At 64.1% G+C, this 23978-nt stretch carries 19 protein-coding genes and 1 pseudogene; 6 read left to right on the top strand and 14 right to left on the bottom strand.

The window, feature by feature from the left end; genetic code table 11:
* Positions 1–40 precede the first annotated feature (40 nt).
* The 7 genes from HWY30_RS17150 to HWY30_RS17120 form a co-directional block, all read right to left on the bottom strand.
* Entirely contained in the window at positions 41–1714 is a 1674-nt protein-coding gene (locus tag HWY30_RS17150) for an ABC transporter substrate-binding protein (RefSeq protein ID WP_090801588.1), read from the bottom strand.
* A 387-nt stretch (positions 1715–2101) separates the two neighbouring features.
* A complete protein-coding gene (locus tag HWY30_RS17145) occupies positions 2102–3121 on the bottom strand; it encodes a HoxN/HupN/NixA family nickel/cobalt transporter (RefSeq protein WP_090801586.1) in 1020 nt (339 codons plus the stop codon).
* Positions 3122–3159: 38 nt separating this feature from the next.
* On the bottom strand, positions 3160–3687 hold the full coding sequence (locus HWY30_RS17140; protein WP_090801585.1) for a cupin domain-containing protein: 528 nt from the start codon (positions 3685–3687) through the stop codon (positions 3160–3162).
* 202 nt (positions 3688–3889) lie between these two features.
* Positions 3890–5995 (bottom strand): elongation factor G, encoded by a 2106-nt coding sequence (gene fusA / locus HWY30_RS17135; RefSeq protein ID WP_090801583.1) that lies wholly within the window; start codon positions 5993–5995, stop codon positions 3890–3892.
* Positions 5996–6311: 316 nt separating this feature from the next.
* Positions 6312–6827 carry a DUF192 domain-containing protein gene (locus tag HWY30_RS17130; protein ID WP_176078905.1) on the bottom strand — a complete coding sequence of 172 codons (516 nt, stop codon included), beginning with the start codon at positions 6825–6827 and terminating at the stop codon, positions 6312–6314.
* 144 nt (positions 6828–6971) lie between these two features.
* Positions 6972–7157: a hypothetical protein gene (locus HWY30_RS17125; RefSeq protein ID WP_090801582.1), complete on the bottom strand. Its 186-nt coding sequence runs from the start codon at positions 7155–7157 to the stop codon at positions 6972–6974.
* Positions 7158–7652: 495 nt separating this feature from the next.
* Positions 7653–8222, bottom strand: coding sequence for a pseudouridine synthase (locus HWY30_RS17120; protein WP_090801580.1), 570 nt, complete (start codon positions 8220–8222; stop codon positions 7653–7655).
* Between the two features lie 261 nt (positions 8223–8483).
* Between HWY30_RS17120 and icd the strand changes: the two genes are divergently transcribed.
* Positions 8484–9740 (top strand): NADP-dependent isocitrate dehydrogenase, encoded by a 1257-nt coding sequence (gene icd / locus HWY30_RS17115; RefSeq protein WP_090801579.1) that lies wholly within the window; start codon positions 8484–8486, stop codon positions 9738–9740.
* A gap of 182 nt (positions 9741–9922) precedes the next feature.
* On the opposite strand, the gene HWY30_RS17110 is transcribed toward icd, so the two are convergent.
* Complete coding sequence (locus tag HWY30_RS17110; RefSeq protein ID WP_007180614.1) at positions 9923–10129, bottom strand: cold-shock protein; 207 nt, start codon at positions 10127–10129, stop codon at positions 9923–9925.
* Between the two features lie 554 nt (positions 10130–10683).
* Here HWY30_RS17110 and clpS point away from each other — a divergent pair.
* Both clpS and clpA read left to right on the top strand, forming a co-directional pair.
* Complete coding sequence (gene clpS, locus HWY30_RS17105) at positions 10684–10998, top strand: ATP-dependent Clp protease adapter ClpS (RefSeq protein WP_008919570.1); 315 nt, start codon at positions 10684–10686, stop codon at positions 10996–10998.
* The gene (gene clpA / locus HWY30_RS17100; RefSeq protein ID WP_090801577.1) at positions 10995–13292 is read left to right on the top strand and encodes an ATP-dependent Clp protease ATP-binding subunit ClpA; all 2298 of its coding nucleotides are present in this window, start codon (positions 10995–10997) and stop codon (positions 13290–13292) included. Before clpS ends, clpA begins: the two co-directional genes overlap by 4 nt.
* Before the next feature lie 142 nt (positions 13293–13434).
* Here clpA and dut read toward each other — a convergent pair whose 3' ends face one another.
* From dut to HWY30_RS17070, 6 genes are all read right to left on the bottom strand, one after another.
* The gene (gene dut, locus HWY30_RS17095; RefSeq protein ID WP_018421593.1) at positions 13435–13881 is read right to left on the bottom strand and encodes a dUTP diphosphatase; all 447 of its coding nucleotides are present in this window, start codon (positions 13879–13881) and stop codon (positions 13435–13437) included.
* A gap of 66 nt (positions 13882–13947) precedes the next feature.
* Positions 13948–14964: an LLM class flavin-dependent oxidoreductase gene (locus HWY30_RS17090; protein WP_090801576.1), complete on the bottom strand. Its 1017-nt coding sequence runs from the start codon at positions 14962–14964 to the stop codon at positions 13948–13950.
* A gap of 81 nt (positions 14965–15045) precedes the next feature.
* Positions 15046–16263: a bifunctional phosphopantothenoylcysteine decarboxylase/phosphopantothenate--cysteine ligase CoaBC gene (gene coaBC / locus HWY30_RS17085; protein WP_090801574.1), complete on the bottom strand. Its 1218-nt coding sequence runs from the start codon at positions 16261–16263 to the stop codon at positions 15046–15048.
* A 124-nt stretch (positions 16264–16387) separates the two neighbouring features.
* On the bottom strand, positions 16388–16894 hold the full coding sequence (lspA, locus tag HWY30_RS17080) for a signal peptidase II (protein ID WP_090801573.1): 507 nt from the start codon (positions 16892–16894) through the stop codon (positions 16388–16390).
* Positions 16894–19731, bottom strand: a complete 2838-nt coding sequence (ileS, locus tag HWY30_RS17075) for an isoleucine--tRNA ligase (protein ID WP_090805438.1) — start codon at positions 19729–19731, stop codon at positions 16894–16896. Before ileS ends, lspA begins: the two co-directional genes overlap by 1 nt.
* A 168-nt stretch (positions 19732–19899) precedes the next feature.
* The gene (locus HWY30_RS17070; protein WP_090805436.1) at positions 19900–20895 is read right to left on the bottom strand and encodes a bifunctional riboflavin kinase/FAD synthetase; all 996 of its coding nucleotides are present in this window, start codon (positions 20893–20895) and stop codon (positions 19900–19902) included.
* Positions 20896–21033: 138 nt separating this feature from the next.
* Here HWY30_RS17070 and purN point away from each other — a divergent pair, with 138 nt between their 5' ends.
* The 3 genes and pseudogenes from purN to HWY30_RS17055 all read left to right on the top strand — a co-directional run.
* Positions 21034–21687: a phosphoribosylglycinamide formyltransferase gene (gene purN / locus HWY30_RS17065; protein WP_090801571.1), complete on the top strand. Its 654-nt coding sequence runs from the start codon at positions 21034–21036 to the stop codon at positions 21685–21687.
* A complete protein-coding gene (locus HWY30_RS17060) occupies positions 21684–22943 on the top strand; it encodes an RsmB/NOP family class I SAM-dependent RNA methyltransferase (RefSeq protein ID WP_090801569.1) in 1260 nt (419 codons plus the stop codon). The genes purN and HWY30_RS17060 overlap by 4 nt, the downstream gene beginning before the upstream one ends.
* A 90-nt stretch (positions 22944–23033) precedes the next feature.
* Positions 23034–23773: pseudogene (locus tag HWY30_RS17055) on the top strand (hypothetical protein); the annotation flags it as partial.
* Positions 23774–23978: the final 205 nt, after the last annotated feature.

The raw sequence follows: 23978 nt of genomic DNA, 5'->3' as shown, positions 1-23978 counted from the left end.
GTGAGTTCTCCTGCGAAAAGCGAGACGGACAGCGCGCTGCTTACGCGCTGAGCGTCGCGCGATCGAAATACAGTTGCGCGAGCGCAGTGAAGCGCACGCCGTTCACACCCTTGCGCATCGCGATCAGCTGATCGTAGAAGAACGGGATGATCAGCGGCGTTTCGTCGAGCAATAGCGTCTGGATCTGCCCGGAGATTTTCTTTTGCGTGGCGAGATCGATCGCCGCGACGAACTGCGCGACCAGTTGATCGTATTGCGGATTCTTGAAGTGCGCGGCGTTCCATGTGCCGTTGCTCGTCAGCGTCGCGGTGAGGAACACGTTCGGCACGCCGCGATGGCCGTAATCGGTGATGCCGAGCGGCGAGTCGAGCCAGTCGGATTTGCCCGGCGTGCCCGCGCCGTAGTAGAGCGATTGGCTCTCGACCTTCAGATTGATGCGCACGCCGATCGCCTTCGCGGCGTTCTGCACGACGACTGCGAGGTCGGGGATCTCCATGTATTTTTCGGTGGTCAGCGTGACGTCGAAACCATTCGGCACGCCAGCCTGCGCGAGCAGTTGCTTCGCCTTCGCGACGTCGATCTTGCGTTGCGGCACGCCCGCATCCGACGATGGAAACACCGGCGCGAACGGGCTGTCGTTGCCGAGTTGTGCGCGACCCTTGAAGAGACCGCGCACGATCACGTCGCGATCGAGCGACAACGCGAGTGCCTGACGCACGCGCTTGTCCTTGAAGAGCGGGCTGTCGTTGCGCATGTGAATCTGGCGGTGCGCGCTCGACTTGACGCCGACCGCCTTGTAGTCCGGATTGTTCAGGATGGCCGCGCCGCCCTGCACGGTGAACGTGCCCATCACGTCGGCCTGATGGCCTTGCAACGCGAGCAGTTGAGCCTGCTCGTCGGCGTAGAACGAAAACTGTACGCGTTGCGGTAACGCTTTTTCGCCCCAGTAGTCGGGATTGCGCACGAACGACGCGCCAACCTTCGGCTGATACTTTTCGAATTTGAACGGACCCGTGCCGATGAAACTCTTTTCGTAGTTGCCCGCGAAGTTCGCGGGCAGGATCACCGCGTTGTAATTATCCGAGGAAACGTAGTACGGGAAATTGCCGGTCGGCGCGTCGAGATGAAACTCCACCGTGTGTTCGTCGACGACCTTCGCTCCGCCTTTCGACAGCACGCCCTTTAGTACCGATAGCGCGGCCGAGCCGCTCGCGGGATCGGCGAGACGGTCGAAGGTCGCGACCACATCTTTCGCGCCGAAGCTCTGGCCGTCGTGGAATTTCACGTTCTGGCGCAGTTTGAAGGTCCACACGTCGCCCTTGTCGTTCGGCTTCCACGACAGCGCGAGCGCGGGCTTCAGCATCAGCTTCTCGCCGTCGTCGTCGATCAGGAATTCGCCGGTCTGGTTCAGCAGCGCGAGACTCGCGGCGTCAGTCACCGTCAGCGGATCGACGGCGCCCGCCGGCGTCAGATGCGCGACGCGGATCGTCTGGTTCGACGTGGGCGGTGCACCTTGCGCCCGCGCTCGCGGCGCGCCGAGCAGGCCGCCACCCGCGAGCGACAGACCGATCACGCTCGCATGTCGTAGCAGCTCGCGGCGCGTGATGCGGCCGGCGACAAACTCGTCGAGGGCGTGGTTGCCGTAGGCGTCGGCTGCGAGGCGGGCTGCGTCCAATGCGTCAGGTGCGAGAAATCGGTCCGCTGGCGTTTTCATCGATGGCGTGTCCAACCCGTTCTGTTACTGGTTCGGAGGCGTCGCGCGAGCCGCGCGACGGCGCGAGGGCAGCGCGCCTTCCGATGGGCGATGGGATGTGGTGGGGCCGCGATCGCGAAAGGGCAACGCTGTGCAGAGCGGTCTCAGTGTAAGCGATTGCTCGCGGCTCTGGCGCACCGCGGGCGCGCCGCGCTAGTCGATCGGCCGATAAATGACGCGCGGTGTGTCGTCGTCACAACGGTTACCGGACGCGTGCTCGCGAGGGGCGGCCGCGATTGCGGACGGATTGGCGGAGCAACACGGTGCGAAATGCGGTTTCGAACTCCACAAGGTGGAACGCTCAAAGAAACCTACGGTGTAGATCGGTTTCCCGGTAGGCCAGGTCACTTATCGTGCCGCCGTATCCGGCCGTCTCCAGCGATGAAACAGCACCGAGCCGATCCAGCACGCCATGAAGGCCGCGACGATCGCATAGCCGAGCGCGCCGAAATGATCGTTGATTCCGACGATCGCATCCGACACCCCGCCGCTCCAGCCCAAGCGATCCGACAGCAGCCCTAGCGCCTCGACGCCGCCAATCACGATCGCGACCATCGCCGACACGAACGTGATGCTCGCGTTGTAGTAAAGCTTGCGCTTCGGGTCGTCCATCGCCCAGCCGTACGCGTGCACCATCAGCACGTTGTCGGTCGAATCGACAAGCGTCATGCCGGCCGTGAAGAGCGCCGGGAACACGAGGATCGAATAGAGCGGCAGGCCAGTGCTGGCCTGCGACGCAGCGATCGCGAGCAGGCCGATCTCGGTCGCGGTGTCGAAGCCGAGACCGAACAGCACGCCGACCGGATACATGTGCCAGCTTTTCGTGACCAGCCGAAACAGCGGCCGCAATGCGCGCGACAGCAGCCCGGCTGGGGCGAGCGCATCGGCTGACGCCGTGGTCGCAGCGTCGCCACGTTGCGTGTGCCGGTAGCGGCGCCACACGTCGCGCAGGACCACGAGATTGACCGCCGCGAGCACCAGCAGGAACGACGCGGAAACCAGTGTCCCGAGCGTGCCACCTACTTCCTTGAAGCTCTCGAAGCGTCCATTCAGCGAATGCGTGGTCCAGGCGATGCCGATCGTCGCCGCGATCACGATCGTCGAATGGCCGAGCGAAAACGCGAGCCCGATCCCGACCGGTCGCATGCCGGTTTGCATCAGCTTGCGCGTAACGGCGTCGATCGCCGCGATGTGGTCGGCGTCGACCGCATGACGCAGACCGAAGCCATACGCGAGCAGCGCGGTGCCGAGCAGCAGCGGGTAGTGGCGAAACGCGATTAGCGCCCACAGCCATGCGCCGAGGTTGGCGGCGAGCAGCATCGCGTAGAGCGCGACTAGGCGAGGGCGCAGCGAGGCGTTAGGCGTCATGTGGCACAAGCGGATGAATGGATAGGTTGATGAGCGGCTTAGTGATCGTGCGGATGCTTGTGGATCGGATCGACCCAGTAGACGGTTTCCGGCTGCTCCACAGCGTCGATGTTCAAATTGACGACGACCGCTTCGTTGTCGCTGCGCACGAGCACGCATTCGAGCGGCTCGTCGGTGCTCGCGTTGATCTCCTGATGCGGCACATAGGGCGGCACGAAGATGAAGTCGCCGGGACCGGCCTCGGCAGTGAATTCCAGATGCTCGCCCCAGCGCATGCGCGCCTGGCCGCGCACAACGTAGATCACGCTTTCGAGCGCGCCATGATGATGCGCGCCGGTCTTCGCATTCGGATGGATCGTCACGGTGCCGGCCCAGATTTTCTGCGCGCCGACGCGCGCCGCGTTGATCGCGGCCGCGCGGTTCATGCCCGGCGTTTGCGCGGTGTTGGTGTCGAGCTGATCGCCGCGGATGACCTTCACGCCGTGTTCGCGCCAGTCGATCTGCTGGCTGGCTTCGGCGGCGTCGTGCTCGGCCCGGTAATGCGGATGTTCGTGATCGTGGCTCATCGTGTCTCCTCCTCGGCTGGCGTGCCGCGTTCGAGTCGTGCGCTTCGGTCTTACGATTCAGGCGCGTGCCGCATGGCTGATCAACATTCTGGCACGTTCAAAAAACGGGTGCGTGGCTCGACGATGCAAACGGCGCCATAAAAAAAGCCCGCTCACAGAGAGCGGGCTTCGGCTTGTCGCGCTCAACGCCGCCGCGTCAGCGTCATTGTTTCTTCGTGTTGATCACGGCCTCGGCGACATTGCTCGGCGTCTCGGCGTAATGCTTGAACTCCATCGTGTAGGTCGCGCGGCCCTGGGTGGCCGAGCGCAGCGACGTCGAATAGCCGAACATCTCGGCGAGCGGCACCTCCGCGCGCACCAGCTTGCCGCCGCCGCCCGCGATGTCTTCCATGCCCTGCACCATGCCGCGTCGGCTCGACAGGTCGCCCATCACGTTGCCCATGAAGTCCTCGGGCGTTTCCACCTCGACGGCCATCATCGGTTCGAGCAGGATGGGCTTCGCCTTGCGCATCGCTTCCTTGAACGCTATCGAGCCGGCCATGCGGAACGCGTTTTCGTTCGAGTCGACGTCGTGGTACGAACCGAACGTCAGCGTGACCTTCACGTCGACGACCGGATAGCCCGCGAGCACGCCGGCTTTCAGCGTTTCCACGATGCCCTTGTCGACCGCGGGGATGAATTCGCGCGGAATCACGCCGCCCTTGATCGCGTCTACGAATTCGTAGCCCTTGCCCTGCTCGGACGGCTCCAGCGTAATCACCGCGTGGCCATACTGACCGCGGCCGCCCGACTGCTTGACGAACTTGCCTTCGACGTCCTCGACCTTGTTGCGCACGGTTTCGCGATACGCGACCTGCGGCTTGCCGACGGTCGCTTCCACGCCGAACTCGCGCTTCATCCGGTCGACCAGGATTTCGAGGTGCAGCTCGCCCATGCCGGAGATGATCGTCTGTCCGGATTCCTCATCGGTCTGCACGCGGAACGACGGGTCTTCCTGCGCGAGACGGTTCAGCGCGATGCCCATCTTTTCCTGGTCGGCCTTGGTCTTCGGTTCGACGGCCTGCGAGATCACCGGGTCCGGGAAGATCATCTTTTCAAGGATGATTACATGGTTAGGATCGCAGAGCGTGTCGCCGGTGGTCGCTTCCTTCAGGCCGACGGCCGCGGCGATGTCGCCCGCGTAGACCTCCTTGATTTCCTTGCGCTCGTTCGCGTGCATCTGCAGGATCCGGCCGAGGCGTTCCTTCTTTTCCTTGACCGCGTTGTAGACCGTGTCGCCCGAGTTGACGACGCCCGAGTACACGCGGAAGAAGATCAGCTGACCGACGAACGGGTCGGTCATGATCTTGAAGGCGAGCGCCGAGAACGGATCGTCGTCGTTGGGATGACGCTCGATTTCCTTGTCGTGCTCGTCGTGACCGGTGATCGCGGGCACGTCGACCGGCGACGGCAGATAGTCGATCACCGCGTCGAGCATCGCCTGCACGCCCTTGTTCTTGAACGCGCTGCCGCACAACATCGGCACGATCTGGTTGGCGATCGTGCGCGCGCGGATGCCGTGCTTGATTTCGGCTTCGCTCAGCGGTTCGCCGCCGAGGTACTTCTCGAGCAGTTCCTCGTTCGCCTCGGCCGCGGCCTCGACCATCTTGTCGTGCCATTCCTTCGCGGTGGCCGCGAGTTCAGCCGGGATGTCGCGGTACTCGAACTTGATGCCCTGGCTGTCGTCGTCCCAGTAGATCGCCTTCATCTTGACGAGGTCGACCACGCCCTGGAAGTGCTCTTCCGCGCCGATCGGAATCTGGATCGGCACGGCGACCCCCTTCAGACGATCGCCGATCTGCCGCTGCACGCGGAAGAAGTCCGCGCCGACGCGGTCCATCTTGTTGACGAATGCGATGCGCGGCACCTTGTACTTGTTCGCCTGGCGCCACACGGTTTCCGATTGCGGCTGCACGCCGCCGACCGAGTCGTACACCATGCAGGCGCCGTCGAGCACGCGCATCGAGCGCTCGACTTCGATCGTGAAGTCGACGTGCCCGGGGGTGTCGATGATGTTGATCCGATGCTCGGGATAGTTGCCGGCCATGCCTTTCCAGAACGCGGTCGTGGCCGCCGACGTGATCGTGATGCCGCGCTCCTGCTCCTGTTCCATCCAGTCCATCGTCGCCGCACCGTCGTGAACCTCGCCGATCTTGTGGGTCACGCCGGTGTAGAACAGGATCCGTTCGGTGGTGGTGGTTTTGCCGGCATCGATGTGAGCGCTGATGCCGATATTCCGGTAGCGCTCGATGGGAGTCTTGCGGGGCACGTGAATCTCCTTGTAATGGCGCGCCTGAAACGCATGCCGGGCGACCGCGTGGGCCGCCCGGGGAGTCTGAGTGGTGCTTTATCTGGCGTTACCTTGTCGAGATTACAAGGATAGCGCGTCGATTGGTCTTTTGCATGAATCCTGCCAGCCGGCGCGAAGGCCGGTGGCGCGGGGCTGAGCGGGCGAAAAAAAGCCGGCGCCTCGGGTCGAGACGCCGGCTTTTCGCGGGACAGCGTGGGCGGGACGGTGCCCCCGCTCAGAGGCCGCTCCGGGGCCATACGGGGCTGCACGGACACGCGGCCCGGCGGTGAGGGTCTTACTGCGTGATACCCGGCACCGGCGGTAAGCCCTGGACCTGCATGCCCGGCTTGATGCCCTTCGCCGAGAACCAGCCCTTGGGCATTTCCAGCGCGAACACGCCGTTGTGCGTTGGGCAGTGGTTGTTGGTGGTCTCGGCCTGCATCTCGTCGATGTCGGTGATCGTGCCGTCGGCGCGCATGAATGCGATCGACAGCGGGATCAGCGTGTTCTTCATCCAGAAGCAGTGGCCCGCGTTCTCGTTGAACACGAACAGCATCCCTTCGTTCGGCGCGAGCTTCGTGCGATACATCAAGCCCTGTTCGCGGTCCGCGTCGTTGGCGGCGACGGCCGCGTCGATCACGAACATGCCAGCGGTCAGCTTGACGCGCGGAAACTCGCTCGGCTGCTTGGCGCCCGGCGGCATCTGCTGCGCCTGGGCGGGAGCCGTGGTGACGACGAACGACAGCGCCGCGAGCGGCAGTGCTACGGCAATGGCGAAACGCGCCATCGACGAGCGCATGGAAAATCGCACGGCAAGACTCCTTGCTGAAATTGACTCGCGCATGTTACGCGAGCGCGTCAAAAACAAAAAGGCAGATCGCCTTGCGGTGATCTGCCTTACAACGCCGTAAGAACGGCAATGAAGCTGGTTCTTTACTGCGTTTTTACAAGCAACTTACTCCGAAGCTGCCGAAGCTGCAGCTGCTGCCTTCTTGTGCGACTTCTTGTGAGCGTGCTTGGTGGTCTTCTTTGCCGACGAAGCTGCTGCCGGAGCTGCCGGAGCTGCTTCCGGTGCCGATGCTTGTGCGAATGCTGCCGTTGCGAAGAGGCCAGCGACCAGAGCGGCGATCAGTTTGTTCATTTTGTGAATCCTCAGCTTGAGTTAATTAACCAAATGACCCGGCATATGTAGAGTCATGTCGGTAAACGTGCCATCCACCTTTCGGTTGACAGCCGCATCGAACAAATTTTTCGACGCGTCTGCTAGCGTTCGGACTTTCGTACTCGCCGCGAAAACGGCGTATGCAAATGTCTTTAAGGCTGAATGCCGGATAGCTTCGGCGGCATCTGCGTCGGATAACGCGTGGAGTTGTACGGCGGTTGACGCGAATTGCGCGGAAATTTTGATCGTGATGACACGCGCTCAAACCGCGTGGCGCAGGCTCGCGGCGAGCCCACTTGTTTCACGCATTTCGGGCCTGCGTTTCACGCATTATTTTGCGTGCTGCTACAACGAGTTAGCTTGATTGTCACAGCCGTGAAACGGGTTTGGAGTGAGCACGTGCAGGCTGATTCGCGCGTGCGTGAGTTCGGCACGCGGTGTTGCGGCGATGAACGAACAATCGTCAAATAATGTTCAGGCGACGCCATCCCATGGCGCGTTCGCTCGCAACTCCGTGCTCTGTCCGGGTTGCAGTCCGAGTGAAAAAATGTCAAGCGCACCGATGCCGACGCGCACGAGACGCAGCGTCGGAAAACCCACCGCCGCCGTCATGCGACGCACCTGACGGTTCTTGCCTTCGGTGATCGACAGCTCGATCCATGTGGTCGGGATCGCGGCGCGATAGCGGATCGGCGGCGTGCGCGCCCACAGCGAGCTGGACGGTTCAACATAGGTCGCCTGACATGGGCGTGTCACGTAGTCGTCGAGATCGACGCCGCGCGCGAGCTTTTTCAACGCGGCGTCGTCGAGCGCGCCTTCGACTTGCGCCCAATAGCGTTTGACGAGCTTGTGACGCGGTTCGGCGATGCGCGCCTGCAGCGCGCCGTCGTCGGTGAGCAGCAGCAGGCCTTCGCTATCGGAGTCGAGCCGGCCGGCCGGATAGACGCCGGGTAGCCTGACCCAGTCGGCAAGCGACGTCCGCGTCTCGTGTGGCGAAAATTGACAGATGGTGCCGAACGGCTTGTTGAGGGCGAGAAGGCGCATAGGAGAGCGATACGGCAGAGCGATACGGCGCGATGATAATGCATAAACCGGGACGCAGATTCTTCTATCTTATAGAGGAGCGTGGCGCGTTCGAGAGGCCGTCTATGTTGGAAAACCCGGAGCGAGGGGCGGCCGCGTCGCGCGTGGGACGTGGGCTAGAATAGCGGCCAGGCCGCTCGCGGCGGTTCGGCATTGCGCGGCGAGGGCGTCTCTTTCGCAGTCTCCCATCAGCTTTTGCACAGCTTTCACTGGAGTCCGATCATGCCGTATCAGCACATCAAGATTCCGACAGGTGGCGATAAGATCACCGTCAACGCCGACTTCTCGCTCAACGTTTCCGACGAGCCGATCATCCCGTACATCGAAGGCGACGGCACTGGTCTGGATATCACGCCGGTCATGCTCAAGGTCGTGGATGCGGCGGTCGAAAAGGCGTACGGCGGCAAGAAGAAAATCCACTGGATGGAAATCTACGCGGGCGAGAAGGCGACCCGGGTGTACGGCCCGGACGTATGGCTGCCGGACGAAACGCTGCAGGCGGTCAAGGAATACATCGTGTCGATCAAGGGGCCGCTCACCACGCCAGTCGGGGGCGGCATCCGCTCGCTGAACGTCGCGTTGCGCCAGGAACTGGACCTCTATGTGTGCCTGCGCCCGGTGCGATATTTGAAGGGCGTGCCCTCGCCGGTGCGCGAGCCCGAGAAGACCAACATGGTGATCTTCCGCGAGAACTCGGAAGACATCTACGCGGGCATCGAATGGCCGGCTGAATCCGAACAGGCGAAGAAGATCATCAAGTTCTTGCGCGAAGAAATGGGCGTGAAGAAGATCCGCTTTCCGGATTCGTCGGGTATCGGCATCAAGCCGGTGTCGCGCGAAGGTACCGAGCGTCTGGTGCGCAAGGCGATCCAGTACGCGATCGACAATGAACGCCGCTCGGTCACGCTGGTGCACAAGGGCAACATCATGAAGTACACCGAAGGCGCGTTTCGCGACTACGGCTACGCGCTCGCGCAGAAGGAGTTCAACGCGGAACTGATCGACGGCGGTCCCTGGATGAAAGTCAGGAATCCGAAGACCGGCGGCGACGTCGTCGTGAAGGACGTGATTGCCGACGCGTTCCTGCAGCAGATCCTGCTGCGCCCGGCCGAATACGACGTGATCGCCACGCTGAACCTGAACGGCGACTACATCTCGGACGCGCTCGCCGCGCAGGTCGGCGGAATCGGAATCGCGCCGGGCGCGAACCTGTCGGATTCGGTTGCGATGTTCGAAGCGACGCACGGCACGGCGCCGAAATACGCGGGCAAGGATTACGTGAATCCCGGCTCGGAAATCCTGTCAGCGGAAATGATGCTGCGCCACCTGGGCTGGTTCGAGGCGGCGGATCTGATAATCAGCTCGATGGAAAAATCGATCCTGCAAAAGCGCGTTACTTACGATTTTGCCCGCCTGATGGAAGGCGCGACCCAGGTGTCGTGCTCGGCATTTGGGCAAGTGATGATCGAAAATATGTAATTGACGCGCCGGGATTATCCGTTTCGCATAAAACCCCCGGCGCCAGCAAACGGCCGGGGTATTTTTTTACCCGGAATTTTCGCGCGGCTTTCCGGTCGGAAAATCCGCTGCAATAGAAAGCTGCCGCAAAAAAGAAACCCGGCGCGGAGCCGGGTTTCAAAAAGGACGGGTATCGAAACGTTTCAGGCTGGCGCCTGAATGTTCGATGCCTGCTTGCCTTTCGGGCCTTGCACGACTTCGAAGGTGACCTTCTGGCCTTCCTTCAGCGTCTTGAAGCCATTCATCTGGATGGCCGAGAAGTGTGCAAACAGATCCTCGCCGCCCTCGTCAGGCGTGATGAATCCGAAACCCTTTGCGTCGTTAAACCATTTGACCGTACCAGTTGCCATTCCAACTTCCCCTGTAACTCATGTCACTACCACGAGCCCTCGAAAAGCCACGACCACGCGAGGCAGTCGTTCCCTCCTCACAAGCTCACCATCGGCATTTTTTCGAGATTATGGCTTGGTGAAAAAAGTGCCAGCTTGATTGTTGGGGCTCTTTATTCGAGTGTCAAGAAAATTTTGAGACGTCGTTGTCGCGTTGCAAACAGGCCGCTTTCCAGGGTTTTTACCGCTTCCGTATGTGCGGTGGCGCAAGCGGCGTGGCTTGAAAAGTCGCATAATCCACTCACATGCTGACTGTGCCCGCGGCGCCGACGCCCAGCGCGGCGAGCGCTCGCAGCCAGTACCGGCAGGTTGTGCGATACTCGATCCGACCGCGGTGCAGCACGCGCCGCGCATGAGAGGATCGGGGCCGGCACCGCAATCGGCCCGTCGAAAACGCGCAGCCAGGCCGAACATGACAGCGTCGTGACCGCCGGGTGGCAGCGAACGGGCTCATCGGCCGGGCGGCCGGGTTCTGACAGGATTGCGGGCCTGTCCTAGTTGTTTAGAATGGGTGTATGGCGATTATCCCGGACAAGCAGGACGGCACCGTACTGGAGCGGCAGGAGCAGAAACTCAAGCCGCCATCCATGTACAAGGTGGTGCTGCTGAATGACGACTTCACGCCGATGGAATTTGTCGTGATGATCGTGCAGGAATATTTCAATAAGGATCGTGAAACCGCAACGCAGGTCATGTTGAAGGTGCATCGCGAGGGCAGGGGAGTTTGTGGGGTCTATACGCGGGACATCGCGTCGACCAAAGTCGAGCAAGTCGTTACCCACGCACGGCAGGCCGGGCATCCGCTGCAGTGTGTGATGGAGGAAGCATGATTGCCCAGGAACTGGAAGTCAGCCTGCATATGGCGTTCATGGAAGCGCGCCAGGCAAGGCACGAGTTCATAACGGTCGAGCATCTTTTGCTCGCGCTGTTGGATAACCCGACGGCGGCAGAGGTACTGCGCGCATGCGCGGCCAATATCGAGGATCTGCGCCAGAACCTGCGCAACTTCATTCATGACAACACGCCGACCGTGCCGGGCACGGACGACGTCGACACGCAGCCCACGCTCGGTTTCCAGCGTGTGATCCAGCGCGCGATCATGCATGTGCAGTCCACCTCGAACGGCAAGAAGGAAGTGACCGGCGCGAACGTGCTGGTCGCGATCTTCGGCGAGAAGGACTCGCATGCGGTGTACTACCTGCAGCAGCAGGGCGTCACGCGTCTGGACGTAGTCAATTTCATCTCGCACGGCATCGCCAAGACGAGCAGTTCGGACGCCGCGAAGGCGAGCGACGCGAATGCCGAGTCCGACGAAGCCGCCGCGCAGAAGGAAACGCCGCTCGCCCAGTTCACGCAGAACCTGAACCAGATGGCGAAGGACGGCCGCATCGATCCGCTGATCGGACGTGAGTCGGAAGTCGAGCGTGTGGTGCAGGTGTTGTGTCGCCGCCGCAAGAACAATCCGCTGCTGGTCGGCGAGGCCGGTGTCGGCAAGACCGCGATCGCCGAAGGGCTCGCATGGCGCATCACGCGCGGCGAAGTGCCGGACATCCTGGCCGATGCCCAGGTGTATTCGCTCGACATGGGCGCGCTGCTCGCGGGCACCAAGTATCGCGGCGACTTCGAGCAGCGTCTGAAGACGGTGCTGAAGGAACTGAAGGAGCGTCCGCACGCCATTCTCTTCATCGACGAAATCCATACGCTGATCGGCGCGGGCGCCGCGTCGGGCGGCACGCTGGACGCGTCGAACCTGCTGAAACCGGCGCTCTCGTCGGGCACGCTGAAGTGCATCGGCGCAACCACCTTCACCGAATATCGCGGCATCTTCGAAAAGGACGCGGCGCTGTCGCGTCGTTTCCAGAAGATCGACGTGACCGAGCCGACCGTCGAGCAGACGGTCGCGATCCTGCGCGGGCTGAAATCGCGCTTCGAAGAGCACCACGGCGTCAAGTATTCGTCGGGTGCGCTGTCGGCGGCGGCTGAGCTGTCGGCGCGCTTCATCACCGATCGTCATTTGCCGGACAAGGCGATCGACGTGATCGACGAAGCGGGCGCGGCGCAGCGCATTCTGCCGAAGTCGAAGCAGAAGAAGACGATCGGCAAGAACGAGATCGAGGAAATCATCTCGAAGATCGCGCGTGTGCCGGCGCAAAGCGTGTCGCAGGACGATCGCAGCAAGCTGCAGACGCTCGACCGCGATCTGAAGAGCGTCGTGTTCGGTCAAGATCCGGCTATCGATGCGCTGTCGGCCGCGATCAAGATGGCGCGCGCGGGCCTCGGCAAGCTCGACAAGCCGATCGGCGCATTCCTGTTCTCGGGTCCGACCGGCGTCGGCAAGACCGAGGTCGCGAAGCAGCTCGCGTTCACGCTCGGCATCGAGCTGATCCGCTTCGACATGTCGGAGTACATGGAGCGTCACGCGGTGAGCCGGCTGATTGGCGCGCCGCCGGGCTACGTCGGTTTCGACCAGGGTGGCCTGCTGACCGAGGCGATCACGAAGAAGCCGCACTGCGTGCTGCTGCTCGACGAAATCGAAAAGGCGCATCCCGACATCTTCAACGTGCTGCTGCAGGTGATGGACCACGGCACGCTGACGGACAACAACGGGCGGAAGGCGGACTTCCGCAACGTCATCATCATCATGACGACGAACGCGGGCGCCGAGGCGATGGGCAAGTCGGTGATCGGCTTCACGAACCGCCGCGAGGCGGGCGACGAGATGGTCGACATCAAGCGCATGTTCACGCCGGAGTTCCGCAACCGTCTGGACGCGACGATCAGCTTCCGTTCGCTCGATGAGGAAATCATCATGCGCGTGGTCGACAAATTCCTGATGCAGCTGGAAGATCAGCTGCACGAGAAGAAGGTCGATGCGCTGTTCACCGATGCGCTGCGCAAGCATCTGGCGAAGCACGGTTTCGATCCGCTGATGGGCGCGCGGCCAATGCAGCGCCTGATCCAGGACACGATCCGTCGTGCGCTCGCCGACGAGTTGCTGTTCGGCAAGCTGATGAACGGCGGCCGCGTGACGGTCGACGTCGATGCCGACGACAAGGTGCAGTTGACCTTCGACGAGCATCCGGCGCCGCGCAATCCGAATCCGGAGGCGGTGGAAGTCGAGTGATGTCACTTAGGCCGACGTTGCGTTGAGCTGGCCGGACACCAAAGGCAGAACGGCGCGGGTTTTATCCTGCGCCGTTTTTTATGCTCTGGTTTTTTCTCACGGCGCTCGCTGAAGGCGCCAGCCGCCGCGTCGCAGCATTCGATCAATGCTTGCCGGTGCTACCAAACCCGCCCGCGCCGCGCACGCTTTCCTCGAAGTCATCGACGATATTGAACCCGGCCTGCACGACGGGTACGATCACCAGTTGAGCGAGGCGTTCCATCGGATTCAGCACGAATGTCGTCTCGCCGCGATTCCACGTCGAGATCATCAGTTGGCCCTGGTAATCGGAATCGATCAGGCCGACCAGATTGCCGAGCACGATCCCATGCTTATGGCCGAGACCCGAGCGCGGCAGAATCAACGCCGCATAACCGGGGTCGCCGACGTGGATCGCGAGTCCGGTCGGCACCAGCGCGGTTTCGCCGGGTTTCAGCGTCAGCGGTTCGTCGAGGCAGGCGCGCAGATCGAGGCCGGCGCTACCGGTCGTCGCGTAAGCGGGGAGCTGTTCGCGCATGCGCTGATCGAGAATCTTCAGGTCGAGTTTCATTCAGGTTCGATAGTTGGGGGTGAGATTGGTGAAGGGGCACGCGGCTGACTGGCAACGCCTTTGCGATCAAGCCGCCTGGTTCGAGCCGAGCTGAAATGCGTCGGCGAGCAGTTCGTAGGAGCGCAAGCGCGCACGATAGCTGCCGGCGACGGTCAGCACCATCAGCTCGTCGGCCTGGAACTGCTGCTGTAAATCCGTGAGCCGTTCGGTCACGCGCTCAGGCGTGCCGATGATGCTGCGCGGCTTTTCGCGGTCGATCACGAGCTGTTCGCGCTCGCCATATTCCTGCGCGATGCCTTGCTCGATCGAGGGTATCGGTTCGTTCAGACCATACGCCATCTGCACGCGACGCAGATCGACGGCTTTTTCGAGGTCCGCGGCTTCCTGCTCGGTATCCGCGCAGATCACGAAGACCGCGGCCGCCAGATACGGCCGCGACGCGTCTTTGCCAGGCTGGAAGCGCTCGCGATACGCCAGCGCGACCTGTTTGCCGAAATGCGCGTTGATGAAATGCGCGAACGAAAAGCGGATGCCGAGCTGCGCCGCGAGCAAACCGCCGAAGTCGCTCGAGCCTAGCATCCACAGCTGCGGGCGCGTATCGATCTGCGGCTGCAGCAGCACGCCCTGCGCGAGATGATCGTCGGGCAGCGCGCCGTGCATGAGGCCGAGCAGCTCGGCAACCTGCTGCGGAAAATGCTCGCCGCGATTGTAAGCGCCGGCGGCGACCGCCTGCGCGGTGCGCATGTCGCCGCCCGGCGCGCGTCCGACGCCGAGATCGACGCGATTCGGAAACAGCGCCTCGAGCATCATGAACTGCTCGGCGACCTTGAACGGGCTGTAGTACGGCAGCATGATGCCGCCCGAGCCGATGCGAATGCGTTTGGTCACGCTGCCGAGGCGCGCCAGCATCACTTCAGGGCAGGGATTCGACACGCCGCGCAGGCCGTGGTGCTCGGCGCACCAGTAGCGCGTGTAGCCGAGGTCGTCGGCGAGTTGCGCGAGTTCGACGGTCGCGGCGATCGCGTCCGCCACCGAATGGCCGGCGATCACCGGTGTTTGATCGAGCACGGAGAGTAGCGTCATGGCAGTAGTGCTCCAGGTGATTCCGGTCGGCTAACCGGGCAAAGATGGCAGGGCCACACGGGCCCACTGCCGCTCGCTCGTTCAGCCAACCGGACTGATGCCGGGCGGCACTCGCTTCGCGATTTCCGCGATCAGCGCGCGCGCCAGCGTCTGCTTGTCGGCGCGTGGCAGCTTCGTCGCGCGGCCTGCTTCGAACAGAATCACTTCGTTGTCGTCGAGCCCGAACGTTTGCGGCCCCAGATTGCCGATCAGCAGCGGCACGTTCTTGCGCGCGCGCTTTTCCTCGCCGTGGACTTCGAGGTTGTCGCTTTCGGCGGCGAAGCCGACCGCGAACGGCGGCTTCGGCAGCCCGGCGACCGCGGCGAGGATGTCTGGATTCTCGACGAATGAAAAGCTCGGCAGCGCGTGCTCGGCGGTCTTCTTGATCTTCTGACCGCTGACGTGGTCGACGCGCCAGTCGGCCACCGCCGCGACGCCGATGAAAATGTCCGCCTCCGCGACCGCGCGCATCACCGCGTCGTGCATCTGCTGCGCGGTCTGCACGTCCTCGCGCAAGACGCCCCACGGCGTGTCCAGCGCGACCGGACCGGCCACCAGATGCACGTCGGCGCCGGCCTGCTGCGCGGCGCGCGCGAGCGCGAAGCCCATCTTGCCGCTCGAACGATTGGTGATGCCGCGCACCGGGTCGAGCGGTTCGAAGGTCGGCCCGGCGGTCAGCAGCACGCGCCGGCCGGACAGGATTTTCGGCGCGAAGAACGACGCGACCGCCTCGTAGGTCGCGGCCGCTTCGAGCATGCGCCCATCGCCGATTTCGCCGCAGGCCTGCGGGCCCGAATCGGGGCCGAGCACCTCGACGCCGTCCGCGCGCAGTTGCGCGACGTTGCGTTGCGTGGCCGGGTTCTGCCACATCTGCCGGTTCATCGCCGGCACGACGAGCAGCGGGCAGTCGCGTGCGATGCACAGCGTCGACAGCAGATCGTCGGCCATGCCGTGCGCGAGCTTGGCGAGGAAGTCGGTCGACGCCGGCGCGATCACGATCGCGTCGGCTTCGCGCGATAGATCGATGTGCGCCATGTTGTTCGGCACGCGACCGTCCCACTGGCTCGTGAAGACCGGCCGCCCCGACAGCGCCTGCATCGTGACGGGGGTGATGAACTGGGTGGCCGCTTCGGTCATGACGACCTGCACGGTCGCGCCTGCCTTGGTCAGCAGACGCGTGAGTTCGGCGATCTTGTAGCAGGCGATGCCGCCCGTCATGCCGAGGACGAGGTGTTTGCCTGCGAGTTCTGCGGTTGCCAACAAAAGCCTCCGACAAAGCGTGATCGCGCGGCGGCGCGAGGGCGTTGCCCGTCGTCGCCGCGCGCTTCAAACCGGACCTGAGGCACGGCTCGCGCAGCCGCGACCGTGCCTCACGTCGGCGACGTTAGCGTGTGCCGCGTACCCGCCGCAGCTCGTCGATCACGAGCAGGATCGCGCCGATCGTGATCGCGCTGTCGGCGAGATTGAACGCCGGCCAGTGCCAGCCGCCCACGTGGAAATCGAGGAAGTCGATCACGTGGCCGTACGCGAGCCGGTCGATCACATTGCCGAGCGCGCCGCCGAGAATCAGCGCGAGCGCCGTGCAGAACATTTTCTGCCCGCTATGCCGCTTGAGCAGATAGCAGATCACGAGCGCCGCGACCACGCCGAGCGCGGTGAATGCCCAGCGCTGCCAGCCGCCCGCCATCGCGAGGAAGCTGAACGCGGCGCCGCGGTTGAACACGAGAATCAGGTTGAAGAACGGCGTGACCTCGTGCGGCACACCGTAGGCGAACACCTTGCGCACGGCGATTTTCGTCAGCTGGTCGAACAGGATGACGATCAGCGCGATGCCGAGCCAGGGTGCGAGCGAACTGCTTCCGGTGCGCGTTTTCGACATGGTTCTCGCCATTATGCCGCGCTCCTCGATTCGCCACTGCCGAACAGGTTGCTGAAGCAGCGGCCGCACAGCGACGGATGCTCGGCGTTCGCGCCGACGTCCGCGCGATAGTGCCAGCAGCGCTCGCACTTCAGGTACTTCGACGCGATCACTTCGACGCCTTCATCGGCTTCGCTGTCGACCTTGACGACGTTCGCCGCCGACGTGATCAGCACGAACTTCAGGTCGTCGCCGAGGCTCGCGAGTGCGTCGTAACGCGCGCCGCTCGCGCGGATTTCGACTTCCGCCTGCAGCGACGAGCCGATCAGGTCCGCGACCCGCGCCTCTTCGAGCGCCTTGGTCACGTCGCCGCGCACCGCGCGCAGCAGCGTCCACTTGTCGAGCAGCGCGCCCGCGTCCGGCACGGCCGGGTACGCGTGGTACGTCTCGGTGAAGATCGTTTCGCTATTGGGCTGGAACACCTTCCACGCTTCTTCCGCGGTGAACGACAGGAACGGCGCCATCACGCGCAGCAGCCCGTGCGCGATGTGGTAGAGCGCGGTCTGCGCCGAGCGGCGGGCGACCGAATCCGCCGCGCTCGTGTAGAGGCGGTCCTTCAGCACGTCGAGGTAGAAGCCGCCCAGGTCTTCCGAGCAGAACGTCTGCAACTTGGCGACGACCGGGTGGAACTCGTACTTCTCGTAGTGCGCGAGGATGTCGTTCTGCAGATTCGCCGACAGCGTCACCGCGTAACGGTCGATTTCGAGCCAGTCTTCGACCGGACGCGCGTGCTGCGCGAAGTCGAAGTCCGACAGGTTCGCGAGCAGGAAGCGCAGCGTATTGCGGATGCGGCGATAGCCTTCCGTCACGCGCTTCAGGATTTCCTCGGAGATCGCGAGCTCGCCCGAGTAGTCGGTCGACGCGATCCACAGGCGGATGATTTCCGCGCCGAGGCGGTTTGCGACTTCATGCGGATCGATGCCGTTGCCGAGCGACTTGCTCATCTTGCGGCCTTCGCCGTCGACGGTGAAGCCGTGCGTGAGCAGCGCGTTGTAGGGCGGGCGGCCGTCGAGCATCGACGCGGTCAACAGCGACGAATGGAACCAGCCGCGATGCTGGTCCGAGCCTTCGAGGTACAGGTCGGCCGGAAACTGCAGCTCGTCCTTGTGCGAGCCGCGCAGCACGTGCCAGTGCGTGGTGCCTGAATCGAACCACACGTCGAGCGTGTCGCGGTTCTTTTCGTACAGGTTGGCGTCCTCGCCGATCAGCTCTCGCGGATCGACCGTCTGCCATGCCTCGATGCCTTCCTTCTCGATGCGCTGCGCGACCTGTTCGAGCAACTCCAGCGTGCGCGGATGCAGCTCGCCGGTTTCCTTGTGCACGAAGAACGCCATCGGCACGCCCCACTGGCGCTGCCGCGACAGCGTCCAGTCCGGGCGGTTCTCGATCATGCTGAAGAGGCGCTGCTTGCCCCACGACGGATAGAACGCCGTGTTCTCGATGCCTTCGAGTGCGGTCTCGCGCAGCGTCCTGTCGCCGTCGTTCGGCTTCACGTCCATGCCGGCGAACCACTGCGAAGTGGCGCGGTAGATGATCGGCGTCTTGTGGCGCCAGCAGTGCATGTAGCTGTGCGTGTACTTCTCGGTGCGCAGCAGCGAGCCGGCGCCTTGCAGCGCCTCGACGATCTGCGGATTGGCAGCCCAGATCGACAGGCCGCCGAACAGCGCGAGCGATTCGATGTAGCAGCCGTCGCCCATCACCGGGTTGATGATGTCCGAGTCGGCCATGCCGTGCGCCTTGCACGACACGAAGTCTTCCACGCCGTACGCCGGCGACGAGTGCACGATGCCGGTGCCGGTTTCGGTCGTCACGTAGTCGCCGAGGTAGATCGGCGCGGTGCGCTTGTAGCCCGGATGCGCGGACGCGAGCGGGTGGTTGAAGCGCAGGTTCACGAGCTTTTCGCCCGGCGTCGTCGCGACGACCGTGCCTTCGAGGCCGTACAGCTTCAGGCACGCCTCGACGCGTTCCTCAGCGAGGATCAGCAGGCCGCGCGGCGTGTCGACGAGCGCGTAGACGAGTTCCGGATGCAGGTTCAGCGCCTGGTTGGCGGGGATGGTCCACGGCGTGGTGGTCCAGATCACGATGCCGCCTTCGTTGCGCGGCAGCGCGGCGAGTCCGAACGCCTGCGCGGTCTTCTCTGGTTCGGCGAAGCTGAACAGCACGTCGATGGTCGGATCGGTCTTGTCCTTGTACTCGACTTCCGCTTCGGCGAGGGCCGAGCCGCAGTCGAAACACCAGTTGACCGGCTTCAGGCCGCGGAATACGTAGCCCTTTTCCATGATCTTCGCGAGCGCGCGGATTTCGCCGGCTTCATTCGCGAAGTTCATCGTCTTGTACGGATTGTCCCAGTCGCCGAGCACGCCCAGACGGCGGAAGCCCGCCTTCTGCTTCTCGATCTGCTCGGTCGCGTAGGCGCGCGCCTTCTGCATCACTTCGGCCGCCGGCAGCGACTTGCCGAACTGCTTTTCGATCTGGATTTCGATCGGCATGCCGTGACAGTCCCAGCCCGGCACGTAGACCGCGTCGAAGCCCGCCAGATTGCGCGCCTTGACGATCATGTCCTTCAGGATTTTGTTCACCGCGTGACCGAGGTGGATGTCGCCGTTCGCATACGGCGGGCCGTCGTGCAGGATGAACTTCGTGCGGCCCCTGGAGGCGGCGCGGATCTTGTCGTACACCTTGCGTTCCTGCCAGTCCTTGACCCACTGCGGCTCGCGCTTGGGCAGGTCGCCGCGCATCGGGAACGGTGTGTCGAGCAGGTTGACCGGGTAGCGGGACTGCGGTTTCGAATCAGCTTTCTTGTTGCTCATGATGTGGGTGGCGGTGAATTCGTTTCTATGCGTAGCGGCGCGCGGATTGCGCGCTGCGCGAGGAGCGTGGGACGCGCCCGGCAGGCGGCTCCGCGTGAAGCACGGACGCCCTTCGATGCGCGCGGCGACGGTTCGTGCGGCGCGGCGCACCGGCCCGAACCGCGGTGGTTATCTAATTCGGTCGGTGGCCGAGGTGGCGAAACCGGTGGAACGGCTGCCCGGCGTGCCGGCGCCGACCGCAGCGAACCATGCGCGGGCATTGGCGACGTCGCGCGCGATCGCGGCGGTCAGCGTTTCGAGATCGACGAACTTCTCCTCGTCGCGCAGCTTCTTCAGAAATTCGACGCGCACGAGTTTGCCATACGCGTCGCCGTGCCAATCGAGCAGGTGCACTTCGAGCAGCACACGGCCGGAATCGTCGACGGTGGGGCGCAGGCCGAGGCTCGCGACGCCGGGCAGCGGTTGCTCGGCGATGCCGTGCACCTGTACGACGAAGATGCCGGCCAGTGCCGGACGCTTGTGCGCGATCGGCAGATTGAGCGTCGGAAAGCCGAGATCGCGGCCGAGCTTCATGCCATGGGTGACGTGGCCGCTGATCAGATAGTCGCGGCCGAGCGCTGCGCGCGCCGAGTCGAGGTCGCCCGCGACCAGCGCCGCGCGCACGCCCGAGCTCGAGATGCGCGCGCCCGACGGATCGGCGACCGTCGCCATCTGTTCGACTTCGAAACCGTACTGCTTGCCGGCCGTGCGCAGCGACGCGAAATCGCCGGCGCGCTTCGCGCCGTAGCGGAAGTCGTCGCCGATCATGATCCAGCGCGCGTGCAAGCCGTTGACGATGATCCGCTCGACGAACGCATCTGGCGACTGGCTCGCGAACGTGTGATTGAAGTGCTCGACGACGACCCGGTCGACCCCGTTGGTGCGCAGCGCCTCGAGCTTGTCACGCAGCATCGCGATGCGCGGCGGCGCGCCGGCCGGGTTGAAGAACTCGCGCGGGTGCGGCTCGAAGGTCATCACGCAGACGGGCAGGCCACGCGCGTTCGCGGCCGCGCGCACGTGGGCGAGCAGAGCCTGGTGGCCGCGGTGGACACCGTCGAAGTTGCCGATGGTCAGCGCGCACGGCGCGCGGCTCTCGGCATTGGGAAGGCCGCGGAAGACTATCACGATAGTGGGTTGCAGGCGTTGCTGCGATTGCAATAGGGGCGCGGGCGGGGTGCCACAAAACAATCGATTATAAACGCTTGGCGCAACAGACGGCTGCGCGGTCGCGGTCCGGCGATTGCCGAATGATAAAATCCGCGCATGAAAAAACTCGTCATCCTGATTTCCGGGCGGGGTAGCAACATGGAAGCCATCGTGCGCGCCTGCGCGAGCGAGGGCTGGCCGGCGCGGGTCGCCGCCGTGATTGCTAACCGTCCCGATGCCGCGGGGCTCGCGTTCGCGGCGTCGCATGGCATCGCCACGGCGGTGGTCGACCACCGCCAGTTTCCGGATCGCGACAGCTTCGACGCGGCACTCGCCGAGCAGATCGACGCCATCGCGCCGGACCTCGTCGTGCTCGCGGGCTTCATGCGCGTGCTGACCGAGCGCTTCGTCGACCACTACGCGGCGCGCATGCTGAACGTGCACCCGTCATTGCTGCCGAGCTTTCCTGGTCTGAAGACCCATCAGCAGGCGCTCGACGCCGGCGTGCGGTTCCACGGCGCGTCGGTGCATTTTGTCACATCAAAGCTGGATCACGGGCCGATCGTCTTGCAGTCGGCGGTGCCTGTCGAGGCGGGCGATACCGCACAGACGCTCGCCGCACGCGTGCTCGCCACCGAGCACATCATTTATCCACGCGCGGTGCGCTGGTTCGTCGAAGGGCGTCTCGCTCTGGACGGCTCGCGCGTCACGCTTACGCCGTCGGAGCCGCAATGGCTCTTTGCCGGTCACACCGCCGGAGAGGGCGCATGAGATTGCATGGTTTCCTGATTGGACAAACTGAAACGCTGCTGGCCGAAGTGCTGCGGCTGAACGGCCCCGCCGACGCCGCCACGAGCCGCTTCTTCCGCGCGCATCCGAAGCTCGGGCACGCCGAGCGCGGCGTGATCGCCGAGGCGGTGTTCGCCGTGCTGCGCCGCCGGATGGAGTTCGCGCATCTGGCCGAAAGCGGCACTGGCAGCCCCGCGCGCCGCATGGCGCTGCTGGGCCTGATGCAGACGGCCGGACGCTCGGCGCTCAAGCCGTTCGTCACCGAGGCCGAGGCGACGTGGCTCGAACACGTGGCGAAGATCGACCCGGAAAGCCTGCCGCTGCGGATTCGCCTGAACCTGCCCGACTGGATCAGCCAGGCGCTCAGCTCGCGCTTCGAGGCCGCCGAGCTCGCGCAGCTGGCCGCCGCGCTGAACTACCCGGCGCCGCTCGATCTGCGCGCGAACCCGATCAAGGCGAGCCGCGACGACGTGCTGGGTGCGCTGTCGAAGGCGGGCATCGAGGCGGGCGCGACGCCGTTCGCGCCGCTCGGGGTGCGCGTGGTCGGCAAGCCGGCGCTCACCAAGCTCGACGCGTTCCAGCAGGGCTGGCTCGAAGTGCAGGACGAGGGCAGCCAGCTGCTGTGCTCGCTGGTCGCACCTCGGCGCGGCGAGATGATCGTCGATTTCTGTGCGGGCGCGGGCGGCAAGACGCTGGCGCTCGGCGCGGCAATGCGCTCGACCGGCCGGCTCTACGCGTTCGATATCTCCGAGCGGCGTCTCGCGAAGCTGAAGCCGCGTCTCGCGCGCAGCGGCCTGTCGAACGTGAACCCGGTGCTGATCGACAGCGAACACGACGCGAAGATCAAGCGTCTGGCTGGCAAGATCGACCGCGTGCTCGTCGATGCACCGTGCAGCGGCCTCGGCACGCTGCGCCGCAACCCGGATCTGAAGTGGCGCCAGTCGCCGGAGTCGGTCGCCGAGCTGGCGCCGAAGCAGGCGTCGATTCTCACGAGCGCGGCGCGTCTCGTGAAGAAGGGCGGCCGGCTCGTCTATGCTACGTGCTCGATTCTCGAAGCCGAAAACGAGGCGGTCGTGCAGCAGTTCCTCGCCGATCACCCTGATTTCGCGCTGGTGCCGGCGCGCGACGTCCTTGCCGAGCAGCGTATCGAGCTGGAGATGGGCGACTACCTGTCGCTGTGGCCGCACCGCCACGCGACCGACGGCTTTTTCGCCGCCGTGCTCGAGCGCCAGAGCTAGGCAACCGGCTGCAGGCCGGCGCGCGGATTGGCGGATGAATCCGCGCGCGCCGGCCATTCCGGCGACATCCATGCATACGACTTTACCCACATGTTCGGCGACATCGCCCGCGACTTCGGTCAGCGCGTGATGCTGTGGCAGGTCGCGATCCTGCTTGCGACGCTTCTCGTCGCGTGGCTGCTCGCGCGGACGCTGCGCCGCCGCATCAAGCGGCCGCAATCGACGCGCGACGAGAGCCTGCGTTTCGGCATGGAAAGCCTCGACCGGGCGGCTTTTCCGCTGATCGGCGCGGCACTGGTGTGGCTCGCGCGGGCGATCGCCGGCCAGTTCATGGACACCGCGCTGCTCGATCTGGCGCTGGTGCCGCTCGCCGGCATTGGGCTGATCTACATCGTGTTCTTCTTCGGCGGGTGTTCAACCGCGAAGGTGGCGAGCATCGGTGGCTGTTTCTCGTCGAGAAGATCGTGTCGGTGGTCGTGTGGATCGGCATGGTACTCACGCTGTTGGGCATTCAGAACGCCGTGATCGCGTGGATGGACAGCGTGAGCTTTGGCGTCGGTAATGCGCATATGACGCTCCTCGCCCAGGCCGCCGCCGACGTGCCGCGGGTGCTGCGCGAACCGGCGCCGACGCCATTTCTGGTCGGCTTTGGCCGGGACGGCATCAATCTCGAGTTGGGTTTCCGGATCGAAGACGCGGCGAGCGGCACGCGTGGCGTGCTCTCGACCGTCAACTGCAATATCTGGCGTCTCTTTTCCGAGCACGGCATCACTATTGCGCTCCCGCAACGCGAGGTGCGCATCGTCGGTCAGGCAAGCGGCGCAATGCCGCACCCGGTGGCGATGACCGATCCGGATTCCGACACCACCCCGATCCGGCGCTCAGGCCCGCCGACCGTGCCGCCAACGACGGCCGTTAAGCCCCGTTTCGCGCCGCGCCAAGGCATGCGCCAGTGCCCAGGCAATCGCTATCGACTTGATAGCGCACAAAAAATCCCTATTTGTTACAAACACTTGGAACCCTTCAAGTAGAATA

The organism is Paraburkholderia tuberum STM678, assembly GCF_902833905.1.
Taxonomy (GTDB): Bacteria; Pseudomonadota; Gammaproteobacteria; order Burkholderiales; family Burkholderiaceae; genus Paraburkholderia; species Paraburkholderia tuberum.
The sequence above is the reverse complement of the archived record's forward strand: the minus strand, read 5'-3'. Positions and strand labels throughout refer to the sequence as shown.

Coding starts and splice junctions, on each gene's coding strand:
- purN (WP_090801571.1), top strand. CDS start 21,034: ATGAAAAAACTCGTCATCCTGATTTCCGGGCGGGGTAGCAACATGGAA.
- icd (WP_090801579.1), top strand. CDS start 8,484: ATGCCGTATCAGCACATCAAGATTCCGACAGGTGGCGATAAGATCACC.
- HWY30_RS17150 (WP_090801588.1), bottom strand. CDS start 1,714: ATGAAAACGCCAGCGGACCGATTTCTCGCACCTGACGCATTGGACGCA.
- HWY30_RS17125 (WP_090801582.1), bottom strand. CDS start 7,157: ATGAACAAACTGATCGCCGCTCTGGTCGCTGGCCTCTTCGCAACGGCA.
- lspA (WP_090801573.1), bottom strand. CDS start 16,894: ATGGCGAGAACCATGTCGAAAACGCGCACCGGAAGCAGTTCGCTCGCA.
- HWY30_RS17140 (WP_090801585.1), bottom strand. CDS start 3,687: ATGAGCCACGATCACGAACATCCGCATTACCGGGCCGAGCACGACGCC.
- clpS (WP_008919570.1), top strand. CDS start 10,684: ATGGCGATTATCCCGGACAAGCAGGACGGCACCGTACTGGAGCGGCAG.
- HWY30_RS17120 (WP_090801580.1), bottom strand. CDS start 8,222: ATGCGCCTTCTCGCCCTCAACAAGCCGTTCGGCACCATCTGTCAATTT.
- HWY30_RS17145 (WP_090801586.1), bottom strand. CDS start 3,121: ATGACGCCTAACGCCTCGCTGCGCCCTCGCCTAGTCGCGCTCTACGCG.
- HWY30_RS17060 (WP_090801569.1), top strand. CDS start 21,684: ATGAGATTGCATGGTTTCCTGATTGGACAAACTGAAACGCTGCTGGCC.
- HWY30_RS17090 (WP_090801576.1), bottom strand. CDS start 14,964: ATGACGCTACTCTCCGTGCTCGATCAAACACCGGTGATCGCCGGCCAT.
- dut (WP_018421593.1), bottom strand. CDS start 13,881: ATGAAACTCGACCTGAAGATTCTCGATCAGCGCATGCGCGAACAGCTC.
- clpA (WP_090801577.1), top strand. CDS start 10,995: ATGATTGCCCAGGAACTGGAAGTCAGCCTGCATATGGCGTTCATGGAA.
- ileS (WP_090805438.1), bottom strand. CDS start 19,731: ATGAGCAACAAGAAAGCTGATTCGAAACCGCAGTCCCGCTACCCGGTC.
- HWY30_RS17110 (WP_007180614.1), bottom strand. CDS start 10,129: ATGGCAACTGGTACGGTCAAATGGTTTAACGACGCAAAGGGTTTCGGA.